Source organism: Martinezella paranaensis (assembly GCF_014200235.1).
Classification (GTDB): domain Bacteria; phylum Pseudomonadota; class Alphaproteobacteria; order Rhizobiales; family Rhizobiaceae; genus Rhizobium; species Rhizobium paranaense.
In genome coordinates this window covers 299,154-320,255 of the sequence record NZ_JACHBI010000002.1, presented here as the reverse complement: position 1 = coordinate 320,255, position 21,102 = coordinate 299,154, and the positions used below count along the sequence as shown (strand labels likewise).

The 21,102-nt window shown below is 60.3% G+C and carries 19 protein-coding genes; 6 read left to right on the top strand and 13 right to left on the bottom strand.

The genetic code is table 11. From position 1 onward, the window contains the following. Positions 1–50 precede the first annotated feature (50 nt). The 8 genes from GGD50_RS07605 to GGD50_RS07570 all read right to left on the bottom strand — a co-directional run bounded on the left by GGD50_RS07605 (position 51) and on the right by GGD50_RS07570 (position 11,124). Complete coding sequence (locus tag GGD50_RS07605) at positions 51–2,381, bottom strand: cellulose synthase (protein ID WP_107109466.1); 2,331 nt, start codon at positions 2,379–2,381, stop codon at positions 51–53. Further along, positions 2,378–3,427, bottom strand: a complete 1,050-nt coding sequence (locus GGD50_RS07600; RefSeq protein WP_107109172.1) for a family 8 glycosyl hydrolase — start codon at positions 3,425–3,427, stop codon at positions 2,378–2,380. The genes GGD50_RS07605 and GGD50_RS07600 overlap by 4 nt, the downstream gene beginning before the upstream one ends. Then, positions 3,424–5,892, bottom strand: a complete 2,469-nt coding sequence (locus GGD50_RS07595) for a cellulose biosynthesis cyclic di-GMP-binding regulatory protein BcsB (RefSeq protein ID WP_181316093.1) — start codon at positions 5,890–5,892, stop codon at positions 3,424–3,426. The genes GGD50_RS07600 and GGD50_RS07595 overlap by 4 nt, the downstream gene beginning before the upstream one ends. Next, a complete protein-coding gene (gene bcsA / locus GGD50_RS07590) occupies positions 5,892–8,081 on the bottom strand; it encodes a UDP-forming cellulose synthase catalytic subunit (RefSeq protein WP_107109171.1) in 2,190 nt (729 codons plus the stop codon). Before bcsA ends, GGD50_RS07595 begins: the two co-directional genes overlap by 1 nt. A 57-nt stretch (positions 8,082–8,138) precedes the next feature. Then, positions 8,139–9,131: a cellulose biosynthesis protein BcsN gene (gene bcsN, locus GGD50_RS07585; RefSeq protein ID WP_107109170.1), complete on the bottom strand. Its 993-nt coding sequence runs from the start codon at positions 9,129–9,131 to the stop codon at positions 8,139–8,141. A gap of 519 nt (positions 9,132–9,650) precedes the next feature. Beyond that, positions 9,651–9,911 (bottom strand): DUF2312 domain-containing protein, encoded by a 261-nt coding sequence (locus GGD50_RS07580; protein ID WP_064683289.1) that lies wholly within the window; start codon positions 9,909–9,911, stop codon positions 9,651–9,653. 99 nt (positions 9,912–10,010) lie between these two features. Further along, a complete protein-coding gene (locus GGD50_RS07575; RefSeq protein ID WP_107109169.1) occupies positions 10,011–10,316 on the bottom strand; it encodes a DUF1244 domain-containing protein in 306 nt (101 codons plus the stop codon). Between the two features lie 10 nt (positions 10,317–10,326). Then, positions 10,327–11,124: an N-formylglutamate amidohydrolase gene (locus tag GGD50_RS07570; protein WP_107109168.1), complete on the bottom strand. Its 798-nt coding sequence runs from the start codon at positions 11,122–11,124 to the stop codon at positions 10,327–10,329. 205 nt (positions 11,125–11,329) lie between these two features. Between GGD50_RS07570 and GGD50_RS07565 the strand changes: the two genes are divergently transcribed. The 5 genes from GGD50_RS07565 (at position 11,330) to GGD50_RS07545 (ending at position 16,449) form a co-directional block, all read left to right on the top strand. Further along, the gene (locus GGD50_RS07565) at positions 11,330–11,818 is read left to right on the top strand and encodes a DUF1036 domain-containing protein (protein ID WP_028752900.1); all 489 of its coding nucleotides are present in this window, start codon (positions 11,330–11,332) and stop codon (positions 11,816–11,818) included. Next, complete coding sequence (pyk, locus tag GGD50_RS07560) at positions 11,818–13,257, top strand: pyruvate kinase (RefSeq protein WP_107109167.1); 1,440 nt, start codon at positions 11,818–11,820, stop codon at positions 13,255–13,257. Before GGD50_RS07565 ends, pyk begins: the two co-directional genes overlap by 1 nt. A 343-nt stretch (positions 13,258–13,600) precedes the next feature. Further along, positions 13,601–14,995, top strand: a complete 1,395-nt coding sequence (locus tag GGD50_RS07555) for a selenium-binding family protein (protein ID WP_107109166.1) — start codon at positions 13,601–13,603, stop codon at positions 14,993–14,995. A 27-nt stretch (positions 14,996–15,022) separates the two neighbouring features. Then, a complete protein-coding gene (locus tag GGD50_RS07550; protein WP_107109165.1) occupies positions 15,023–15,658 on the top strand; it encodes a hypothetical protein in 636 nt (211 codons plus the stop codon). A gap of 155 nt (positions 15,659–15,813) precedes the next feature. Continuing rightward, positions 15,814–16,449, top strand: a complete 636-nt coding sequence (locus GGD50_RS07545) for a LysE family translocator (protein ID WP_107109464.1) — start codon at positions 15,814–15,816, stop codon at positions 16,447–16,449. Between the two features lie 3 nt (positions 16,450–16,452). On the opposite strand, the gene GGD50_RS07540 is transcribed toward GGD50_RS07545, so the two are convergent. The 4 genes from GGD50_RS07540 to GGD50_RS07525 all read right to left on the bottom strand — a co-directional run bounded on the left by GGD50_RS07540 (position 16,453) and on the right by GGD50_RS07525 (position 18,880). After that, a complete protein-coding gene (locus tag GGD50_RS07540; RefSeq protein ID WP_107109164.1) occupies positions 16,453–17,424 on the bottom strand; it encodes a threonine ammonia-lyase in 972 nt (323 codons plus the stop codon). 90 nt (positions 17,425–17,514) lie between these two features. After that, positions 17,515–18,087, bottom strand: coding sequence for a DUF4865 family protein (locus GGD50_RS07535; protein WP_107109163.1), 573 nt, complete (start codon positions 18,085–18,087; stop codon positions 17,515–17,517). A 2-nt stretch (positions 18,088–18,089) separates the two neighbouring features. Beyond that, positions 18,090–18,485, bottom strand: coding sequence for a cupin domain-containing protein (locus tag GGD50_RS07530; protein ID WP_107109162.1), 396 nt, complete (start codon positions 18,483–18,485; stop codon positions 18,090–18,092). 5 nt (positions 18,486–18,490) lie between these two features. Beyond that, positions 18,491–18,880, bottom strand: a complete 390-nt coding sequence (locus GGD50_RS07525; protein ID WP_107109161.1) for a tautomerase family protein — start codon at positions 18,878–18,880, stop codon at positions 18,491–18,493. A gap of 111 nt (positions 18,881–18,991) precedes the next feature. Here GGD50_RS07525 and GGD50_RS07520 point away from each other — a divergent pair, with 111 nt between their 5' ends. Further along, positions 18,992–19,933: a LysR substrate-binding domain-containing protein gene (locus tag GGD50_RS07520; RefSeq protein ID WP_107109160.1), complete on the top strand. Its 942-nt coding sequence runs from the start codon at positions 18,992–18,994 to the stop codon at positions 19,931–19,933. On the opposite strand, the gene GGD50_RS07515 is transcribed toward GGD50_RS07520, so the two are convergent. Continuing rightward, positions 19,912–20,961: an alpha/beta fold hydrolase gene (locus GGD50_RS07515; RefSeq protein WP_107109159.1), complete on the bottom strand. Its 1,050-nt coding sequence runs from the start codon at positions 20,959–20,961 to the stop codon at positions 19,912–19,914. The genes GGD50_RS07520 and GGD50_RS07515 overlap by 22 nt on opposite strands. Positions 20,962–21,102: the final 141 nt, after the last annotated feature.

Genomic DNA, 21,102 nt, shown 5'->3' with positions numbered 1-21,102 from the left:
AAACGTGCCGAACCCTTTTGTCGTTCAATTGCTGAACTTGGATCGCAAAATCAGTCGCTGGGATCGGGATGCCTGGCGAGTCTCAGATCGACAAGGCCGCGATTTCCGTCTTTGTTGCCGGTTGCGGCGACAGCGTTGAATATCCGCTCGGCATCATCGTACATTTTGAGATTGAGATAGCAGTAGCCACGCAGAACCATCAGATCGATGCGTTCCTGCTGCAGTTGCGCCCGTTGATCGAGATAGATCAGGGTTTCCTGATAGCGTTTGGCCGAGAATGAGGTCAGCGCGCGATCGGCCAGGATGGCGACCTGCAACTCGGCGGCACGCTGGCGGCTGAGAGGAGCCTTGGCCGCAGCAACAGCCGCATTGTTCGCAAGCCCCGCGCGCAGGTAGGCGAGGCTTTGCCCGTAGGCTGCGTCTTCGCGCGCCTTGCCGGGAGGGCCGTTCAAAGCGACTTCGAAGGCTTCGATCGCTTCCATAGGACGGTTGAGGTCCATGAGGCACCAACCGCGGGAGACAGCTTCCGCGGGATTGAGGCGCTGGGCGCTGATCGTCGTGGAGCAACCCCGCGCTTCGCGCGGGCCTCGCCGAACCGTCGCAACTTGTGTCTGAGGCTCGCTATATCCCAAACGTGCAGTGGTGCGCTGCCGCGTGCCGACATTGGCCTCGGCTGGCGCCGGTGAGGTCGTGAGTGGTGGCAAGCTGGTCGGAGCCACCACCGTTTGCGGTATCGCCTGATTTGGCGAAGGCAGCGGTGCAGCGCCGATCTGGGCTTGAGGCGTGACCTCGCCGAGCCTGGCGATACGCTCCGAACGACCCGCCCATAGCCGTTGAATTTCAGCGACGCCCTGCCGGTCATTCAACTGATTGCGGGTGATGACCAGGCCGTAGGCGGAGGGTTCATCGTCAGGTTTCCAGCGCAACGCCGTTTCGAACCAGCGGGCTGCAGTTTGCGGCTGGTTTAGCGAGCGGGCATACCAGCCGAATTCCTGAGCGGTCGGCACGTATTTTTGCTCGATGACTTCGGCTGCCATACGGCCGAGCACGTCTTCGCTGAGACTGACTGGCGGCTGCAGCGCCATCACATTGGCTGTGGCAGCAAGATAGGTTGCCGTCGCATCCTTGGACTCGTTACGCCACCTGTACATGACATCCTCAGCTTCCTGAGCCTTGTGATCGGCGATCAGGATCAGGGCCAACCCCTGCGAGGCGGAAGCGGAATCGTCCTTGCTACGGGCTGCGCGGAACCACTTTTCCGCTTGGTCGTGGTTCTCACGGCGCAGATTATACCAGCCAAGGAGCAAGGCATCAGACGCGAGACCCTGGGTCTCCGCCGCGTGTTCGACTTGAGACAGATACTCCGGTGCGACCGACAGTTTCGGATCATCATTGCCCTCGGCGACGAAGCGCCGTGCAAGGTCTGTGCGGATGCTGTCGAATTCCCGGCCGCCATTGCCGTCGGCTTTCTCCAGGGCAAGAAGATCTTGCATGGGTTGGTAGGACAGCAGCGCCGACGCCTTTTGTACGGTTGCGAGCCTCTCCTGGGGATTGACGCAATTCTTCAGGATGTAGACGTAAGCATCCTCGCCGCGGGCCGTGCGATTGGTCCTGATGAAGGCCTCCGCGACCCGCCACAGAATGTCGATATCACTGCAGGTGAGCAGACTCGGCGTGTTGGCGCCGATGTCGACCACGGTTGCATATTGTTTGAGATCGGATGCGTTGACCAGACGCGCGCGCGCTTCGGCAACATCGAGACGTTCCAGCAGGTCGGCAGGCGGTTGCCATGCGGTTTCCGCCGCCTGGCGATCCGCGATGGCCTTGCGCAGTTCGGCGTAGCGGCCTTCGGAATAGAGCTGCCACATGGCTTCGAGCTGCTTGTCGCTGTTTTGCGGGACGGCCAGCGGATCGGCGGGGGGGACCCAATCCGGATAAAGTGCTTGAAGGCGGGAAATTTCGGCCTGAAGTCTGGCCTTATCGCCACGGCTTGCGAAATAGCGAAGTGCGCTCTCGTCGACTTTCGGCGGCGGTGCGGGCTGCGGCGTGGTCGATTGAGGCGCTGCCTGGGCGACGGCGTCCGATGTGTCCGGCGCCGCCTGGGCAGTGGCTGGAGTGTCTGACGTCGCTTGGACGGCGGCCGGTGTGGTGTCTGATAGAACTGCGGAAGGTGCCGCCGCTTGGATGCGGTCGGCGACGGTTTTCATGTCAACCGGTGGCGAGTTGAAGGCTACATCGACTGGCTTGATGCTTCCTGTCTGGGTGATCTGGTTTTGCGCGGCCAGTCCCAATCCCTCTTCGAGGTTGTCACGGTTTTTCATCGCGATGATAAGCCCTGCCACCGCGACTGCCACCGAAACCGTAAGTAGGGAGGATTTTATAAACACTCCGGATGTTTCTCCTCAACGAAAGCCAGGCCCAACAATTGAAGGGTCGACGGATAGTAGAGTGACGGCGCGAATTGCCGAACCGAAGCGGGCAGCTTCGCCCCGCTTGTTACACACGCCACAACATCGTTAACAATTCTATAACCTGGGTCCGTAAGTGGCTGTTTTGGCTTGCCGGTTTCCAGATCGATCGTGGCCGGCTCATCGCCTTCGACCGTCATACCCGCCTGCAGCCGCGTCAACAGCGCCTTGTCGGAAATTCCCGCCCGCGCGAGGTAAAGCGGGATGCGAATCGCATTGTAACCGAATTCGGCGTCGAAACCTTCAGCCGGTCTAGGCTTGCTACGCAGGCTCACCCAGTCCGCCGGCAATTTTCGTGGTCCCAACTGCGTCGACCGCAGCAGGGCCAGGCCGTCATCCGTCAGCTTTTGCCATTCATCGGAAGGCGCCAGCAGCGCCATGACGGGAATGGCTTCATAGACCCAGTAGGAGGGATTGACGACGGGGCCGTCTTCCCGTTCAGCGGCTCCATAGCCTTTGATACCAGGGAGCAGCAGCGTCTGTCCGCCGGCGTGAATGATGGCATGCGAAAGCAGCGCGTGCGCTATCGTCACCGCCGCCTCCAAATAGTCTTTCTTGTTCCATGCCGATCCCGCCAGCGCCAGGGCGTAAGCGATCAGCATGTCGCCATCGGAAGCATTGTTCGTATCCGTCACATGCGGAGTGACAGCCGGGTCCCATTTCCAGGCGGCGAGACCATCGTCGCGCAGCAGCAGCTCGGTTCGCGTGAAATACCATATCTGTTCGAAATCGGCGGGGCTGTTCGAAAGATAAGCGAGCAACAGACCATAGCCCTGTCCTTCGCTGTGGCTGATATTGTCATTTCCATTGTCGACGATGCGGCCGCTGGTATCGAGGAATTTCGCCTTGTAGGCAGCCCAGGCCTCAGGCGCGATTGCAGCGTGTTGCGCAGCAACTGGCTGGCACATCGTCGTAAGCGCGACGCCACCGGCAATGAGCATGGTGCGCCAGCGCCTCATGCGCGCCTGCCGATCTTCGCGAGAATTCCCGACGTCGCAACGCCGATCAGCAGGAAGAGGATGACGAGCAGGAATGCATAGGACAGAATGTTGGTCGAAAGCCAGTTTGCCGCAATCAGACGGTAGTTGGTGATCGACCAGGGTTGCGTCATGACGAAGTCGAAGCGGCTGACGGGGACCGTGTCGACCTTTCCGGTCTTGCTGGAATAGACGGTGATATGACCGGCAATCTTCGGCCAATCGACCTGGGATGTCATGGCTTCGGTCCCGGCTCGAAGGTCCTTTGCCGAGGGCGCGGTGACGATCGTCCAGGAGGAATCGCCTGTGGCGCTCGCTCCCTGAGCGATCATGAAGCTGTTGACATTCGAGGGCGTGAAGACGTGCTCCGCACCGGGCATGAACTGCAGCGAACTCAGCGAGATATCGAAATTACGGCGCATCCAATCCTGGAATCGCGATATCTGCTGCTGCAGCATGCCGCCGCCAATTCTCGAGCGCCACTCGTCGAATGTGACTGCGGTTTCCGGTTGGCCACCTTGCCCTGATGTGACGGGGCGCCAGGATGCCTGGCTGGTGGTCGCGATGTTCATCTGCGACAGGGTGGTCGTCGGCATCTCCGAAATCGAGCCTATGAAGATCGCGTCGCGGTTTCCGACGCCGCTCGGGGAGGCGATAAGATCCACATCGATGGGATGCCCGCCGACGACTGCCATCTGTCCCAGCAATGTTGCCGTTGCAGATAAGGTGTCGGTATCGGTACGGTCGATGAAGAGGGCCGCCGGCACGAGGCCACGGTTATATGGGTAGCTCGTGCCTGCCAGTGCTGCGAGGTTCGGACGTTGGGCGACCCTGGCGAAGTCCGGCATATGAAATTGGCTCGTATCGAACAGTGCGAAACGAGGCGTTGTGATGGAGGTCGTGCCGGGCATGCACGCCTGGTCTTCGTTGGTCTGCAACATCGCTTCCAGCGTCACGGTGTTGAGACCGGGTTTGAAGTGACGCATCGTCACGCGGATGGGCAGGTGCCTGAAAATGCCGCCACCGGTCGCGGTAATCGGCTTCGTCGTGGCAATGCTGCCATTGACATAGACGTCGATATGGCTCCCCGGCAGAACGTTTCTCGCATAGGCGGCATCAAGAAGGATGGTCGCCTCGCCATAGGCGTTGGCATAGAAGTCCGAGGGGATTGCCACATTGAAGCTGGTATGGAAGCGCCGCCCCGAAAATTCCGTCGTGTTGATACCCAATTGCGAGAATGAAAGGCTCGTATCCGAAAACAGGAATGGCGCGTCGGGCGCCGTCCAGCGCTGGGTTACCAGGATATCGCGACGGACGGTCGGGTCTCTGTCGGTCGGCGAGACGATGGTATCGATTGCACCGGAAACCGCCTGCCAGGATGGCCCGCTGACGAGAAGGATCGTGGAGCCCGTGCGCGGATCCTTGACGAAGGTTGCCAATGCGGCGGTTTGTGCTGCCGCGGGTGCCGAAAACAATGGTTGCAGCTCGGCCGGTGTCCCGACGAGTACCGTCATCTTTCCGGGACCGGGTGGGGGTAACGAGTCCGTACTGAAAGAGAAGGTTTCGTTCGGCATTCCGCTCAATAGCGAAAGGCCTTGAGCCAGCCGCAGCAGCGGTTTTGTGGTGCCCGGTTGCGCCAGAGCCGGCACGACGAGGTTGAATTCGGTCTTGCCGGCACCATCGACACCGATTGCTCGGATCGCATCCGTGCTCGACAGTCTTTGTGCAGCCTGCTCGCCGAAGCTGAGATAGGTCTTTGCCGGATCGATGTCGGACCAAAGTTCGTAGGTCGACTGGATGTTGCAATCGGTGCGATGGCGCTGTGTCGCTTCGAACGTCACCAGATTGGCACCCGGCTGCAGCAGGCCGCGCGGGATGTCGAAGCTTATCGAAGAGGCATTGTCCGGCGAGCCGATCTGCTGCTGGCCAATTGGGCGGTTGTTGAGAAAGATGGTCAGTTGCGAAGCCTCGGGGGCAACGACGACCGCATTCTGATAGGCGAAATTGAACTTGGCAGGGGCGGCGGCCTGTTCGGGCGTGAGGTAGATCGACCAGGATTTCCGATCATATTCACCTTCCAGCCGAAAGTTTGCGAAGGGCACCACATATCGCCGGAAGTCAGCGGCCGCGGGCGTTGCGGCCGCCTGTTTTACGGCTGGAATGGTTTGCGCCGGTACGACGGGCGTGGCCGCTTGCGGCACGACTGCCTGCGGCGTGCTTGTTTGGGGGGCGGCCGGTTGCGGGGTCACTGCTTGCGGAGCGGCCACCTTGGGAGTCGTCACCTGCGGCGTGGTCGTTTGCGGCGCAGTTGCCCGCGGAATCACTGTTTCCGGCACGATCGGCTTTGCACCTTTCGGCCGTTCGCCGGACATGTCGAAGGGCGCCGTCTGGGCGTGGACGATCGTGGCGCCAAGCAGGAAAATCAGCGCTGAAAGGACGCTTTTCATCAATTGCCAGCCTTTGCGCCTTGCTGCTCCGCCTCGCCTTCGGATCGCATGCTTCGGAAAAGATAAAGCAGACCGCGGCTTGTCTGATAAAGCGACAGGCCCAGAAACCAGATCGTCCCGCGAATGATGCCGGGATTGCGACGGCGCGCCACCTGGAACTGCGTCCATTGATCGGAGTTTGCAAACACCAGATCGGCAATCAGGCGATGATCCAGGGCACCTTTCGGAACATATTGGCAGCCGATTGTCGTTATCTCACCGGTTCGCTGAACGTTGCGGACGATGACTGGCAGCGTTTCCATTTCTGCGCCGCTATAGGGCTGAAAACGGAGCACTCCCTCCGTGCCCGCGATGACCGGATCAAGCTCCTTGTTGAAGACGTTCAGCCGTGCGCCGTGAACGGAAACGTCTTCGATCGAGGCGGAATACCATTTGCCGTTGACGCCGAATTCGCTGCGACGATTGACCCTGACGCGGCGCGAGGAGGATCGCTCGCCACGCTCCGAGACAACGCCAAGGGCACAGCCGGACAAGATCAGGTTGATCATATTCCAGCCGCCGACGACCAGCGTCACGTCTGCCTTATAGGGTTCGGCATAGATGCGGTATATTGTTACCGCAACCGCGATGATCTGCACGGCGAAAATCACGAAGAAAGGACGACTGATTTCCGAGAGGCGGCTGGTCGAGATCGATTCATCCTTGGCCGTGACCTTGAAAGTCGGCTTTCGGGGATTGAGCATGACCGAGACGACGGCGGGCAGCAAATGCACCGTCTGAACATATTCATAGAGTTCCGAAATCCACGGCCAGCGGAAGGAACCGTAGAGATAGTTCTGCATCATGAGGTTCACGAGCATATAGGCAAGCGTATAGGCCAGGAATTCGCCACCCGACGCCGTGAAGATTTCGAGATCGAAGAAAAGATAGAAGAGGGGCGCGAACAGGAAAATCGTGCGCGGAAAGGGAAAGAGCCAGAAGAGCGTGGAGGACATGTAGCAAAGACGTTGCGGCAGCGAGAGGCCGCGCTTCAGCAGCGGGAAGCGGAAGCGAAGGATTTGCATCATACCCTGCGCCCAGCGGCTGCGCTGGCCGATGAAGCTCGCAAAGGTCGCGGGCTGCAAACCGGCAATAAGCGGCTTGTCGACATAGATGCTGTTCCAGCCGCTGCCATGAAGGGCCAATGCCGTTTCGCAGTCTTCGGTGATGCTGATCCCGCTGAAGCCGTTTTGGGATTCCAGCGCAGCGCGGCTCAATACAGCCGCCGAACCGCAAAAGAAGGCCGCATTCCACTTGTCCAGGCCACGCTGAATGATGCCGTAGAACATCTCGTTCTCGCTCGGCATGTTGTCGAAAGTCCGCAGATTGCGCTCCAGCGGATCGGGATTGATGAAGAAATGTGGTGTCTGGACGAGAAAGAGCTTCGGATCGTCCTCGAAATAACCGACGGTTTCGAGCAGGAAATCGCGGGCCGGCGCATGGTCGGCATCGAAAACGGCGATCAGGTCGCCTTTCGAATGCTTCAAACCATTGTTGAGATTGCCGGCCTTGGCATGCTCGTTGCGATCACGGGTCAGATATTCGACATCGAGATCTTCGCAAAGCTGTTTGAGTTCGTCGTGGCGCGCCATTGCTGTCTGCGCTTCCAAAAGCTTGGTGGAATTGCGCTTCTGCAAAGTGCCGCCGTCGTCGAGCAGCCAAACCTTGAGCTTGTCGGCCGGATAGTCCATCGCCTTGGCGGACGCGAGTGTGTTGGCGAGAAGCTTCGTGTCTTCGTTATAGGACGGAACGAAAACGTCGACGGATGGATATTGCTGCACCTTCGATGCGCAGCCGACGCGCGGGGGCAAGGGCGTCGCAACAATGAAAAGGCTGAGCATCAGCATGGCGACGTTGTAGGTTTCTGCAAGATAGAGCAGCAGGCCAGGAATGAAGTTTTCCGGCTGATTGATGGGCGGGAGCGTGTTGGTCGTGCGCCAGTAGACGTAGCGCAAGACGATCGATGTACCGAAAGCGAGCGCGATCAGCCGCCATGTTCCTTGCGCCTTAAGGACCTTGATGACAGCCATGAAGGTAACGACCGCGGTGCTCGCGATGAGCTGCGTCTGTAGATTGACCGGCAAGGTGATCAGGACGATTCCGCACAGCGAAACCACCATCCACATCAAAATGCTTCGCGCTGTTTGCATCGACGTCCCTTTAATGGCGCTGAGCCGAGCGCCTGTCGGCGCTTCCAGGTTATTTCATTATCTCCGGCAGGCAGCGGTCGTGGCCGCGTCGCCGATACAGTCTGGCGACGGTACGATCGTACCGCTGGGGGCCGTCATCCTTGGCTGAACCTGCCCCGGTATCGGTGCCGGCACGGTTGTGACACCTGTCTGGGGCACACTGCCTTGCGGATCGGGCAATGGCACGCGAGGACCGACTACCTGAGGTACAGCCACGGTGGCAGCGGCTGGCGGCTGGACCGTGGTCTGGCGCCTGACAATTGCGGGGCGAACGACAACGGGGCGCGGTTCGTAGCCGATGGGCGTCCCTCCATTGCGGTAGCCGCCTGGGTCCGGATAAATCGGATCGCCAGGGTGACCGAGCAAAGTTTCGGCTCCTCGCGGGGCACCGTAGGGGTTCAAGGCCTCACCTTCGAAACCGCCGGCGATCGTGTAGCCGTAGACGGTGCTCAGAAGTTGCCGCTCGTTTGCTTGCGCATCGCAGAGCCGGAGCCTGACCTGGACCATGCTGAAATTGCGCTGTTCCACCGGCACGGAACGACCTGCGCGGATTTGCTGCCAGGCATAAATGCAGGTGTCGCCCGCCCGGCTCTGACCCGAGGCATAACCGAAGGGGCCGTAGATGTTTTGCACGAAGGTTGCGGAGCGAGCGAGCCGAACGCCTGGTATCGTCGCCGCCATCTCACTGGCGATCGCACCGTCACTGATCATTTTATAAGGTGTGCTGCCCAGTCCCGGGTTCGAGCCAGTCACGCCGAGAAACTGTACCTTGAGGAAGTTCTGACCGGCAACGGACGATGAGGTGGAGAGCGAAATCGTCTGCTCCACATCGTCCTTGTGCTGGCGTTCGACCACGCTGACGATGGCAGGGCCGCCGGGCGGCGGGAATGCCAGTGCTTTCTCATTGGGGAGTGTTTCTGCACCAGCCGATTGCCGTACCCCGCCCGTTGTCGTGCAACTGGTCGCCAAACCGGCCAATGTTACGAGCGCTGCTATTTTGACTAAGTGCATCTTTGGGATCGCGGCAATCGTTTATCGTTATATTCATGGGCAAATTACGCGACGCATTTTGAAATCAAGCCCCGGGCATCGATATTTAGCATAAACGCAATTATGGTTAACTAACAATTAACAGCGATAGAAATAGGCAAATCCGGAAACCGGAAACGACGGTTTCCCCCCTTGTTTCCGGCGTTCATCGAACTATTGCCCAAGCTGATCGACTCTAGGTGGTTTTTCGTCCTGCAATCTCACAATTTATCGATTACTCGACATGTCGTTCCGATGACCGGCGCCGTTGGAGTGAGGCGGTCCGGTCGGAGCCAATCGATTATCAAATGGGAAAGTTTGCTCCTCGAGCGGCCGGCGCATTTCCGCCGAGGCGTGCGGTGAGCACGGTAGCGAGAGAACGTGGCTGCGAGGAAAATAGAGGATTCGAAGTTTCGCGGGGAGGTACGAAGCCTGGGCGTTATCGAACTGGCAAGAAGGTGTCAGGCGGCCTTTTGGAGTGACGGCCGCCCGAAGGGGTGACTATTCCATTCCGAGTGCGGCCATGTAGGTCTGAAGGATGGATTCTTCCTCGAGACGCTCATTGGCGTCCTTCTTGCGCAGCCGGATGATCGTCTTCATAGCCTTGGTGTCGTAGCCACGGCCTTTCGCTTCCCCGAACACATCCTTGATATCGTCTGCGATCGTCTGCTTTTCTTCTTCCAGCCGCTCGATGCGCTCGATGAACTGGCGGAGTTCCGCCGCCGCTACGTTGACGTCGCCAGTCGTGGCCACTTCTTCCATGTGTCATATCCTCTCTTGCGGCCTTGAGGCCTGAATTCGATGGGCCGTTGACCTGCCGTGAATGAAGCGCGAGGTCAAGTCGTCTCGATGGAAGTGGCCCTATTCCTTCGGCCTGTTCCGCTCAAAAGCGGCTTTTTGCACAGCGGAAGCCTCCGTTTGGTGCAGATTTTTCCAGTCCTCGTAGGGCATGCCGTAGACCATTTCGCGCGATTCGTCCTTGGTCACCGGCAGGCCCGCTTCTTCGGCCGCCTCGCGATACCAATTGGACAGACAGTTGCGGCAGAAACCGGCGAGGTTCATCAGGTCGATGTTCTGAACGTCGCTGCGTTCGCGCAGATGCGCGACAAGGCGACGGAAGGCGGCTGCCTCCAGCTCGGTCTGCTGTTCCTTGGTGAGCTCGGTCATCTCTATCTCCTCAAGCCTCGTCATACGGGCCGGTGCGCGACGGATAGCGCTTGTATTCGTGCAGCGCCGGGTCGTCGTTCATCGCTGAAAAGATCGGTGCCAGCCGCTCGGCCCATTCGCTGATGCCGGCCTCGTCGCCGATCAGATCCTGACGGACTTCCAGCAGCGCATGCGGAATGCCCTTGACCATGCAATGGCGGTACATGGTGTCGTTTCTCAGCGCCCCGTCATAGGGTTCGTTGTCGCCTACAACGAGATTGGTGTCGGCGCCGAGCTTTGCAAGAAGCGGCAGCACGGCGCGCTCGTCGCTGTCCCAAAGCACGCTTGCATGCCATGGGCGGGGGACGCCCTTCCAGGCCGGGGTGAAGGAGTGCAGCGACAGCACCAGCGGCGCCTTGCCCGTCGCCTCCGCGACCGATGCGATCGTTTCAGCCACAGCGCGGTGATAGGGCCGATGGAAAGCTTCGATGCGGTAATTCCACTCTTCCTCGGTGATCGGATGATTGCCTGGGATGATCGCCCCATCGGAAATCTTCATGATCAGGGTCGGGTCGTCTTCGCCGCGGTTCGGATCGATCAGCAGGCGGGAAAAGCCGCCCAGCACGGAGGGAACGCCGAGCCGCGCCGAAAGCTGGCGGCAAAGACCCTCTATGCCGATGTCATAGGCGATATGCCGCGAAAAGGCAGTTTCCGGCAGGCCGAGCCGCCCATAGCGTTCGGGGAGGTGCCGCATTGCATGATCCCCGAGGATGACCATGCCTTTGTCACGATTGCCGGATACGATCTCAAAAGATGTGAAGTCATTCATGTGGATTGTCGATTACCGCATTTTCTGCCCGTTGTTTGATTGCATGGGCGGGCGGAAGGTGCAAGGCTTGGCCTCTTCATCGGCGAGGTGCGGGCCTTAAGGGCGCCGCTACCATCCCGTGAAGAAAATATAATCGATTAGAGTTGCGTTGACATTCGTTGGATGGCAGCGCAAGAAGACGCAACAACGAATAACCGGGAGCCCATTGGAAGCCGTGTCCAGCCAAGTCGCGCCAAGTTTCGTTACGCGGTCAGGGCCGCTTGCCCGATTCGCATTTTTCATCCTTGCCGCCGCCGCGCCGTTTTTCTTCATGCCAAATGCAGCTCATGCCGATTTTCGCGTCTGCAACGGTACGCAGAATCTGGTGGGTGTGGCGATCGGCTATCGTGCGAAGGAAGGCTGGGTGACCGAGGGATGGTGGCAGGTTCCGGCCACCACTTGCGCCACTTTGATCGAAGGGCCGCTTCAGTCCCGCTATTATTACCTCTACGCAGAAGACGCAGCTCGCGGCGGCCGCTGGACGGGCGATATCGAAATGTGCGTGGCGGAAAATGAATTCAAAATCCCAGGCGTGAAAGATTGCTACGCGCGCGGTTACCAGAAAATGGGATTCAAGGAATACGACACGGGACGTCAGGCGAGTTGGATGGTTCAGCTCTCCGATACCCCGGGCAGCCAAGAAAGCCAGAATTGATGAAACGCAACCGAAAAGTCAAAATCCTAGCGACGCTCGGCCCGGCTTCCTCCGAAGAGGAGATGATCCAGAAGCTGCATGAGGCTGGTGCCGACCTGTTCCGCATCAACATGAGCCATGCCAGCCATGACCTGATGCGGACGCTCATCCAGCGCATCCGCGCAGTCGAGGCCCGCTGTGGTCGTCCGATCGGCATTCTCGCCGACTTGCAGGGTCCCAAGCTGCGTGTCGGTAAGTTTGCCCAGGGCAAGGTCGATCTCAAGCCCGGCCAGACCTTCACGCTCGACAACAGCGATACGCCCGGCGACAATACCCGTGTGTTCCTGCCGCATCCGGAAATCCTGGAGTCGGTCCAACCCGGCCATCGGCTGTTGATCGACGACGGCAAGCTCGCGCTTCGCGCTGAAAAGTGCGACGGCAAGAGCATTGTCACGACCGTCATTTCCGGCACGAAGATTTCCGACCGCAAGGGCGTCAGCCTGCCGGATACGCTGCTTGGCGTCGGCGCGCTGACCGACAAGGATCGTACCGACCTCGACGCCGTGCTCGCCACCAATGAAGTCGACTGGGTGGCGCTCTCCTTCATCCAGCGTCCGGAAGACCTGTCTGAAGTCCGCAAGATTTCGCGTGGCCGCGTCGGTCTGATGTCGAAGATCGAGAAGCCGCAGGCCGTCGAGCGCATCGAGGAAATCATCGAGCTTTCCGACGCGCTGATGGTCGCCCGCGGCGATCTTGGCGTCGAGATGCCGCTCGAAGCCGTTCCCGGCATCCAGAAGCAGTTGATTCGTGCCTGCCGCCGTTCCGGTAAGCCGGTCGTTGTCGCTACGCAGATGCTGGAATCGATGATCTCGGCGCCGGTTCCGACCCGTGCTGAAGTCTCCGACGTCGCGACCGCCGTTTTCGAGGGCGCTGACGCCGTCATGCTGTCGGCTGAGTCCGCTTCGGGCGACTATCCGGTCGAGGCTGTGTCGACAATGGCTTCGATCGCCAGCACAATCGAGCGCGAGCCGCACTATCCGGGCATCATCTACGCCCAGCGCGCGCAGCCGGAATCAACCGGCGCCGACGCCATCTCGCTCGCTGCCCGTCAGATTGCCGAGACGCTGAAGCTCGCCGCTATCGTCTGCTACACCTCGTCTGGCACGACCGGCCTGCGCGCCTCGCGTGAGCGCCCGCAGGTTCCGATCCTGGCGCTGTCGCCGATCATCCAGACGGCACGCCGCCTGTCGGTGGTCTGGGGCATGCACTGTGTCGTCACCCATGACGCCACGGACCTTGACGATATGGTCAACAATGCCTGCCGCATCGTCGCAGAAGAAGGCTTCGGCAAGCCCGGTGACCGCATCATCATCTCGGCCGGCGTGCCGCTCGGCACTCCCGGAGCGACCAACATGCTCCGTATCGCCTATATCGGCTCGGATGGCCAATCCGGCGTGTAATCGCCGGGTTTTAACTGATATCGAAGCCCGCTGCCTGAGAAAGGCGGCGGGCTTTTTGCGTTATCAGGGAGCAACCACGGCCGTTCCAACCCTCGTGTTGAAAAAGATAGCCCGACTACCGCCGTGAAATTGGCGGCGAATAACGCTGCCCAAAACCGCCTTTATCTGAGATAATTACCTGGGTAGGGTTGCGTCCGCGGCTTGTTCAGTCGCGGGAACGGTCTCGAATTGATATCCCATTGAAGCATTTGATCCTGCCCCGTCGGCAGCGATGAGCCTGCTGTCGGCAAGCATTTCGCGAACATTGTCATTGTTCAGCAAACGCGAGCCAGGAGCACTTCACATGGTTACGTGGAAACCCGATCCAAGCTTTTATCCGTCACCGCGCATGGCCATGAAGGCCGCCCCGGAGACGCTTGCCTATGTCGTCGCCTTCGATCCGACACGCGCAGTTCCCGACGAGCTCGCGGTCGTCGATGTCGATCCCAAATCCGCCTCTTACGGTCAGATCGTCACCTCCGTCGCGATGCCCAATGTCGGTGACGAGCTGCATCATTTCGGCTGGAACGCCTGTTCATCTTGCCTTTGCCCGAATGCGCCGCATCCGCATGCGGAGCGCCGCTATCTGGTCGTGCCGGGATTGAGGTCCTCGCGCATCCATATCATCGACACCAAGCCCGATGGTCGGAAGCCATCGATCGTCAAGGTCATCGAACCCGGGGAAGTCGCCGAGCGGGCCGGATATTCCAGGCCTCATACCATTCATTGCGGACCGGAAGGGATCTACGTCGCGGCCCTTGGTAATGCCGAGGGGAAGGGGCCGGGCGGCGTGTTCCTCATGGATCACGAGACGTTCGATGTGCGCGGTCAATGGGAAATGGATCGTGGACCGCAACAGCTTTCCTATGACGTCTGGTGGCACCTTGGTCACGACACGCTCGTGACCAGCGAGTGGGGCACGCCGGATACCTTCGAAAATGGCCTGATCCCGGAAGTCCTGCTCGGCGCGAAATATGGCCGCCGTCTGCATTTCTGGGACCTGCACAAGCGCAAGCATCTGCAGACGATCGATTTCGGCGATAAGTATCAACTCGTGTTCGAACTCAGACCGGCGCATGACCCGACCAAGGCCTATGGTTTTGTCAATTGCGTGCTCAGCCTCGAGGATCTCTCCTCATCGATATGGGTCTGGCACCGTGACGGTGAAAAGTGGGCGGTGACAAAGGTGATCGACATTCCGGCGGAGCCTGCCGATCCGGAGCAGTTGCCGCCGATGCTCAAGGGTTTCAAAGCCGTGCCGCCGCTCGTCACCGACATCGATCTTTCGATGGATGACAGATTTCTCTACGTCGCCTGCTGGGGAACCGGCGACCTGCATCAGTACGATGTGTCCGATCCGTTCAAGCCCAAGCTGACGGGTAAGGTCCGGATCGGTGGCATTATTTCACGCGCTTCGCACCCGGGAGCGAAGAATGGCGCGCTGAATGGCGGTCCGCAAATGGTCGAGATCAGCCGCGACGGTCGCCGCGTCTATTTTACCAACTCGCTTTATGGCGCGATCGATGAGCAGTTCTATCCCGACGGACTTTCCGGCTGGATGGTGAAGCTTGATGCGGGAGAGGAGGGCGGCATTGCCTTCGACGAGAAATTCTTCGTCGAATGGCCGAAGTCGCATCGTCCGCATCAGGTCCGCTTAGAGGGTGGAGACTGTTCGTCGGATTCCTATTGTTATCCGTGAGCGAAGATTAGCCGGGCGAGGTGCCCCATGAACGAACTCTGGCCCTGGGTGCTGCTGGCGGGATTGGGAGCCTTTCATGGTCTCAATCCCGCGATGGGATGGTTGTTTGCCGTGGCGCTCGGCGTTCACCGGCAGAGTTCCGCCGCCGTGGTCAAGGCGGTCCCTGCTATCGCCCTTGGCCACGTCGCGTCCATCGCATTGGTCGCCGGCGCCGTCGTTGCCGTCGGTCTTTTCGTGGATCAGGGCGTTGTGCGCTTGGTCACCGGGGTCGGCCTCGTCGCTTGGGCTTTCTGGCATCATTTCTTCGGACACCGGCACCGCGTTCGCATCGGCATGCGCACCGGGCTTGCAGGCCTTGTGCTCTGGTCATTCCTGATGGCGACGGCTCACGGTGCGGGGCTCATGCTCCTGCCGGCCTTGATGCCGCTCTGTCTAACGGGATCGCCATTGCATGGCATCGGCGGGGACGCGTCCGCGACGATCACGATCACGATCGCGGCGGTCGGCGTCCATACATTTGCGATGTTGGCGGTCACAAGTCTCGTTGCCCTGGCGGTCTATCGCTGGGTCGGGCTCGAAATATTGCGCAGCGCCTGGATCAATGTGGATCTCGTTTGGACGCTGGTTCTGCTTGGCACCGGTACTGTGCTGCTGATCGTGTAGAAAAGGCGATGAAGATCTCGATCGGTCTCTGTGGTGATGAGGTCGAGGAGAGTGCGGCATACTCAATATTTATGACGAGCACAGGGATACCAAAAGCACATGCTTGCCAAGCATAGCGGTGCATGCAAGTTTCCGACAACCATGGGGAGGAAATCATGCACATTGCCACGCTGCTTGCTTTTGCCACCGTCTCCTTCATCGGCATCGCGACGCCGGGGCCGACTGTTCTGTTGGCTCTGACCAACGGTTCGCGTTACGGCGTGCGCCGTGCGCTCGCCGGCATGATTGGTGCCGTGCTGTCGGACTTCGTGCTGATCGGCGCGGTTGCCATCGGGCTTGGCGCGTTGCTGGCGGCCTCGGAATTCTGGTTTTCCTTGCTGAAATGGGCGGGCGCTGCCTATCTCGCTTTTCTCGGGATCATGATGCTGCGTTCCAAGGGAACGATCGACGGCATGCTCAAGGCCAATGCCGGGCAGGGGAAGGGCACGCTGTTGTCCATCGGGATGAAGAGCTTCATGGTCGCGGTGACCAATCCCAAGGGCTATCTGTTCTTCTCGGCCTTTTTGCCGCAGTTCATCGATCCGGCCGCGCCGCAGATGCCGCAGTACGCCGTCCTCGCGCTGCTCTTCGCCTCGCTCGATTTCGCGATCATGTTCGGCTATGCCGCGTTCGGCTCGCAGGCGGTGCGTTTCCTCAAGACGGAAGGCACGAAATGGCTGGAACGCGCCTGCGGCGGCGCACTCCTGGCTTTGGCCGGTTCGCTGGCACTTTATCGTCGCGCGGCGAGTTAAACGTTAGTGATGGCGCAGCGCCGTCTCGAAAACGTCCATATCGACATTACCGCCTGAGGTGACCGCGATGACCGTGTCGCCGTCGATCTCCTTGCCATGGAAGAGGGCCGCCGCCAGCGCTACGGCGCCGCCGGGCTCGACGACGATCTTGAGGCGGGTGAAGGCGAGCGCCATGGCGTCCAGCGCTTCCTCATCGGTTACGACGAGGCCGGGGCTGCAGAGGCGCTTCAGGATTGGAAAGGTGATGTTGCCGGGTTGTGGCGTGATGATGGCGTCGCAGATCGAGCCCTGCAGGGCAGCGTTGCGTTCAATCTTGCCGGAGGCGAGAGAGCGTGTCGTGTCGTCAAAGTTCTTGGGTTCGCAGGGGCGGACCTTGAAGCCGGGGGCGCGGGATTCCAGTGCGAGCGCGATTCCCGAAGTGAGCCCGCCGCCGCCGCAGGGGACGAGCACGGTTGTGGCATTGATGCCCTCTTCTGCTGCCTGTTCAGCGATTTCCAGCCCGGTCGTTCCCTGGCCGGCGATGACAAGCGGCTCGTCGAAAGGCTTGATCAGCGTCAGGCCGCGTTCCCTGGAGAGCCGCGCACCGATCTCGTCACGATCCTCCTTGATGCGGTCATAAAGCACGACTTCGGCACCGAAGGCGCGGGTATTGGCGATCTTCAGCTTCGGCGCATCCGTCGGCATGACGATGACGGCGGGCACGCCGTGCAGTTGCGCGGCGAGTGCCACGCCCTGGGCGTGATTGCCGGAGGAAAAGGCGATGACACCTCTCGCGCGCACGGAGGGCTCCAGCCCCGAAACCGCCGACCAGCCGCCACGAAACTTGAAGGAGCCGGTATGCTGCAGGCATTCCGCTTTCACGAACAGCCGCCGCCCGGCGATCTCATCGAGGAAAGGAGAGGAGAGAAGTGGCGTTCGCCGGGCGCGGCCGTCGAGGCGGTCGCGAGCGGCTTCAATCATTGCAATATCGACCATGGAGGGAACACTCTTCTGCTGCGGAAAGGCTGTTCAATCCATAAAACGCTGCGGTCCTCTTTAAAACAACGACTTTGTCCCGGTGACACTTCAACCAACGTCCGACAAAGAAAGGTGGCCGACATCGTAGATCTGGACACCGGGCCTCAAAACGTCTTTTGGCAGATCGGCAAGCAGACGGAAACGCACCCGCGTCCAACTGGTCGGTTCGAAGGCGGCGACGGAAGCAAGCGCTTCGCCGCGCGCGACTTCGCCAGTCGCGTCATCGCTTTCGCGCTGACGAATCTCGGCAAGCGGCGCATAGGGCCCCGTTTGAAAGATCTCGCGGATGGCGAACCGGGCATTTTGAATATCCGGCGAGATATCGGCGCGCCAGACGATCCAGGTCTTCACCTGCGGCCGGCCAAAACTCTCCGTTACCCCGGCAAAGCCGGGACCGCAGATGAAGTTGCTCAACCCCTCATCCTTGTCCCAAACATAGAAGGGCGAATAGAGATTCTCGCGGCTTCCCGTCCTGGCATCGCCTTTCCGGGCGGAGAGATAGGCCTTGAACTTCAGACCGGGAAAATTGTCGAGCATGGGCCCCTTGTCGCGGATGCGACGGTCGAGGATCGCCATGTCGTAGTCGGCAGGCAGGGTGAAGCTGTATTGCATGGCAATCATGGTCAATCCTCCAGCCAGGTCACGGCGGCGCCGTTCTGTTGAGCCTGGATGCTGATATAGGCGAAAGTGCTGTCCGGCGTTGCGCCATGTCGGTGACGCTCGCCGGGTGCGAAGATTATGCAGTCGCCGGCGCGCAGTTCCTCGGCCGGTTCGTTGTCACGCTGCGCAAGGCCTACACCCGATAGAACATAGAGGATTTGCCCGTGTGGATGGGTGTGCCAGCGTGTCATCGTGCCGGGTTCGAGCGTACAGCGCATGGCTGTGAGCCCGCCGTCCTCGTTGTCCTGAACCAGCATCTCCACCCAGAAGGGCCTGTTAGCGATGCCTTCCGGCGAACGCTGGATGGCGGTGCCGGCGCGATGGATTGGCAACGGCTGTCGAATGCTTGTCCGGTTCATCGTTGTCAGGCCTGTTCGATCATTTGCGCGATCCCGTCCGAGAAGGACCAGTCCTCGCGCGTCGTCGTGACGATATTGATCATGACATCTTCGGGCCGCAGGCCCGGCGCATCCGCAAGCAGGGCGACGAGGCGGCGATAGAAGGCCTTCTTGACTTCCGTCGAGCGCGGCTTGCCGATCGTGATTTGGAAGAAGACGTAGTTGTCCGAGCGTGGGCCGCCGAGATAGGTGCGGTCGAAGATCAGCTCGTTCGGCTCCAACTGATGAATCTCCTGGAAGCGATCGGTGGGCGGCACGTCGAAGGTCTCGACCATGGCGCGGTGGAAATTATCCGAAAGCGCCTGCAAATATTCCGGCGACTTGCCGCGGAGAAGGGAAATACGAGTGAATGGCATGGGGTGCTCCTGTCATCGGGTCTACTTGACGAGCACACCATGCCACGGGATAATAGTTCGGAAAATCAGATAATATTTGACTTATAATCCCGAAAATATGGATAGTTGATCATGCGGAAAGTTATCTTCGACCTCGACGTCCTGCGCAGCTTCGTGACAGGCATGGAGCTTGGCAGCTTCGCCAAGGCGGCAGAACGGCTCGGGCGTTCGACGTCCGCGATCAGCGCGCAGCTCAAGAAACTGGAGGAACAGGCGGGTACGCCGATCTTCCGCAAGGCCGGGCGCGGGCTGGCGCTTACGGAGGCCGGCGAGACCATGCTCGGCTATGCGCGGCGGCTGCTGGATCTCAACGACGAGGCGGCGACTGCGATCCATGGTGCCGATCTGGAAGGCTGGGTTCGGCTCGGCTTGCAGGAGGATTTCGGCGAGACGCTGTTGCCGGAGGTACTAGGCCGCTTTGCCCGCGCGCATCCGAAGGTGCGGATCGAGGCGCGTGTGGTGCGAAATGCAGAGCTCATCGAGCGCGTGACGTCCGGCAAGCTCGACCTGGCGCTTGCCTGGAGCGACGGCTTTCGCACGACCCATACCGATCGGATCGCCGAAGTGCCGATGTGCTGGGTCGGGCCGGCGCATGGTGCCACCCAATGGCATGCCGATGGCGGCGAGCCGCTGCCGCTTGCATCATTGGAGGCGCCCTGCCTGCTGCGGTCGATCGCGACCAAGGTGCTGGACCATGCCGGCATCGGCTGGCGCATTTCCTTCGTCAGCCCCAGTCTTGGTGGGCTCTGGGCTGCGACGGCGGCGGGGTTGGGCGTGACGGTGCGCACGCCGCTGGGTCTGCCGGTTAAGGTGCGGCCCATGGCACCAGGGGAAGCCGGCCTCCCGCCGCTGCCGAAGCTCGACCTCTTGCTGCATCGCGCCGAAGCGGAAGCGAACGCGGCGACGGAACGGCTGGCTTCGATCATGCTGCAAGCCGTGCGGCAAACGGTGGATGCCACGCCGCAGGGGCGGGTGTTTGCCGATGCGCCGAACTACGAACTGGTGACTGCCTGAGTGGCGGTGGCTTCGGCCGGCAATGTAGTCTTCGGGCGGGCGAGGCGGGCTTCCGCTTCCTGAGCGAATGCCTGGAGATCGCGTGACTGGCCGGCGAGATGCTCCATTGCCGCGATGGCCACGTCGGTCGCGACATAGTCCGGCTTGTGGCCGAGATGACGGATGGTAACAAGTTCGGCGCCGGCGATGTCGCGCGCCAAGCCGCGCGAATGCAGCTCTTCCATGACGATATCGTCGCTGTCGCCGGTGATGATGACGGTCGGCGGCGTGATCTCGCGGTAGCGCGGTGCTTCGGCGACGACATAGGCTAAGAGATTGGCAACGTCGGCTGCATTATTGATAAAAGCTCTTGGCCGTAACACCAGCTCCGGTGCGGTTTTCACCACGTAATCGGCAGGGCGCTGATTGGGGTGGAAGACGCTGAGCGTGCTGCTTTCGACACGCTGCAGACCGACCGGCATCACCACCAGATGGGCGAAGAGCCAGCCGAAGACCGGCATGGCGGCAAGCGTATAGTACCAGTCGATTCCGCCCGGCCACGGATGAGTCGCCGGCGCAAGGAAGAGCAGGCCGGTTGTCTTGTCGGGATGACGCATGCCGAAGGCTGCGGCGATGGCGCCGCCGAAGGAATGGCCGACGATGATGGCGCTCTCGATACCGCGTTTCTCCATCAATCTTGCGATCGCGTCGGCCTGACCGGAGGGCAGGGCATTTTCCGGGCCGCCACGTTCGGAATAACCGTGGCCGGGCCGATCGATGAACAGCATTTCCGCCCGGCCGGCGAGCGGGTCGGCAAAGGCTTCGAACTGGTCGCGCAGATTGCCGCTGGCGCCGTGAATGAAGATCAGCGGCGGCAGGTCGGCGGTGACCGGGCACGCCAGATGCAGGGCGTTCATGCGGAATTCGCCGATATCGGTCAGTTCGCCGATATTGGGATAAGTCTGTTCGATCGCGCGCGTCTTATAGGCCGAAAAGCAGGCCGCGGCGGCAGGAATTAGAACAAGGGCACAAAGCAGAATATCGATCATTGCGGTATAAAGTAGATAATGGGAACTATCGGTCTATGCGACTTTCACGATCGCTCATGTGTTGTAGATATGCCCTTTGTTGAGAAATCCTAGACCATTCCGTTTCAGGCGGAGCGACCGTCAGCGAATAGATGCTCTAAA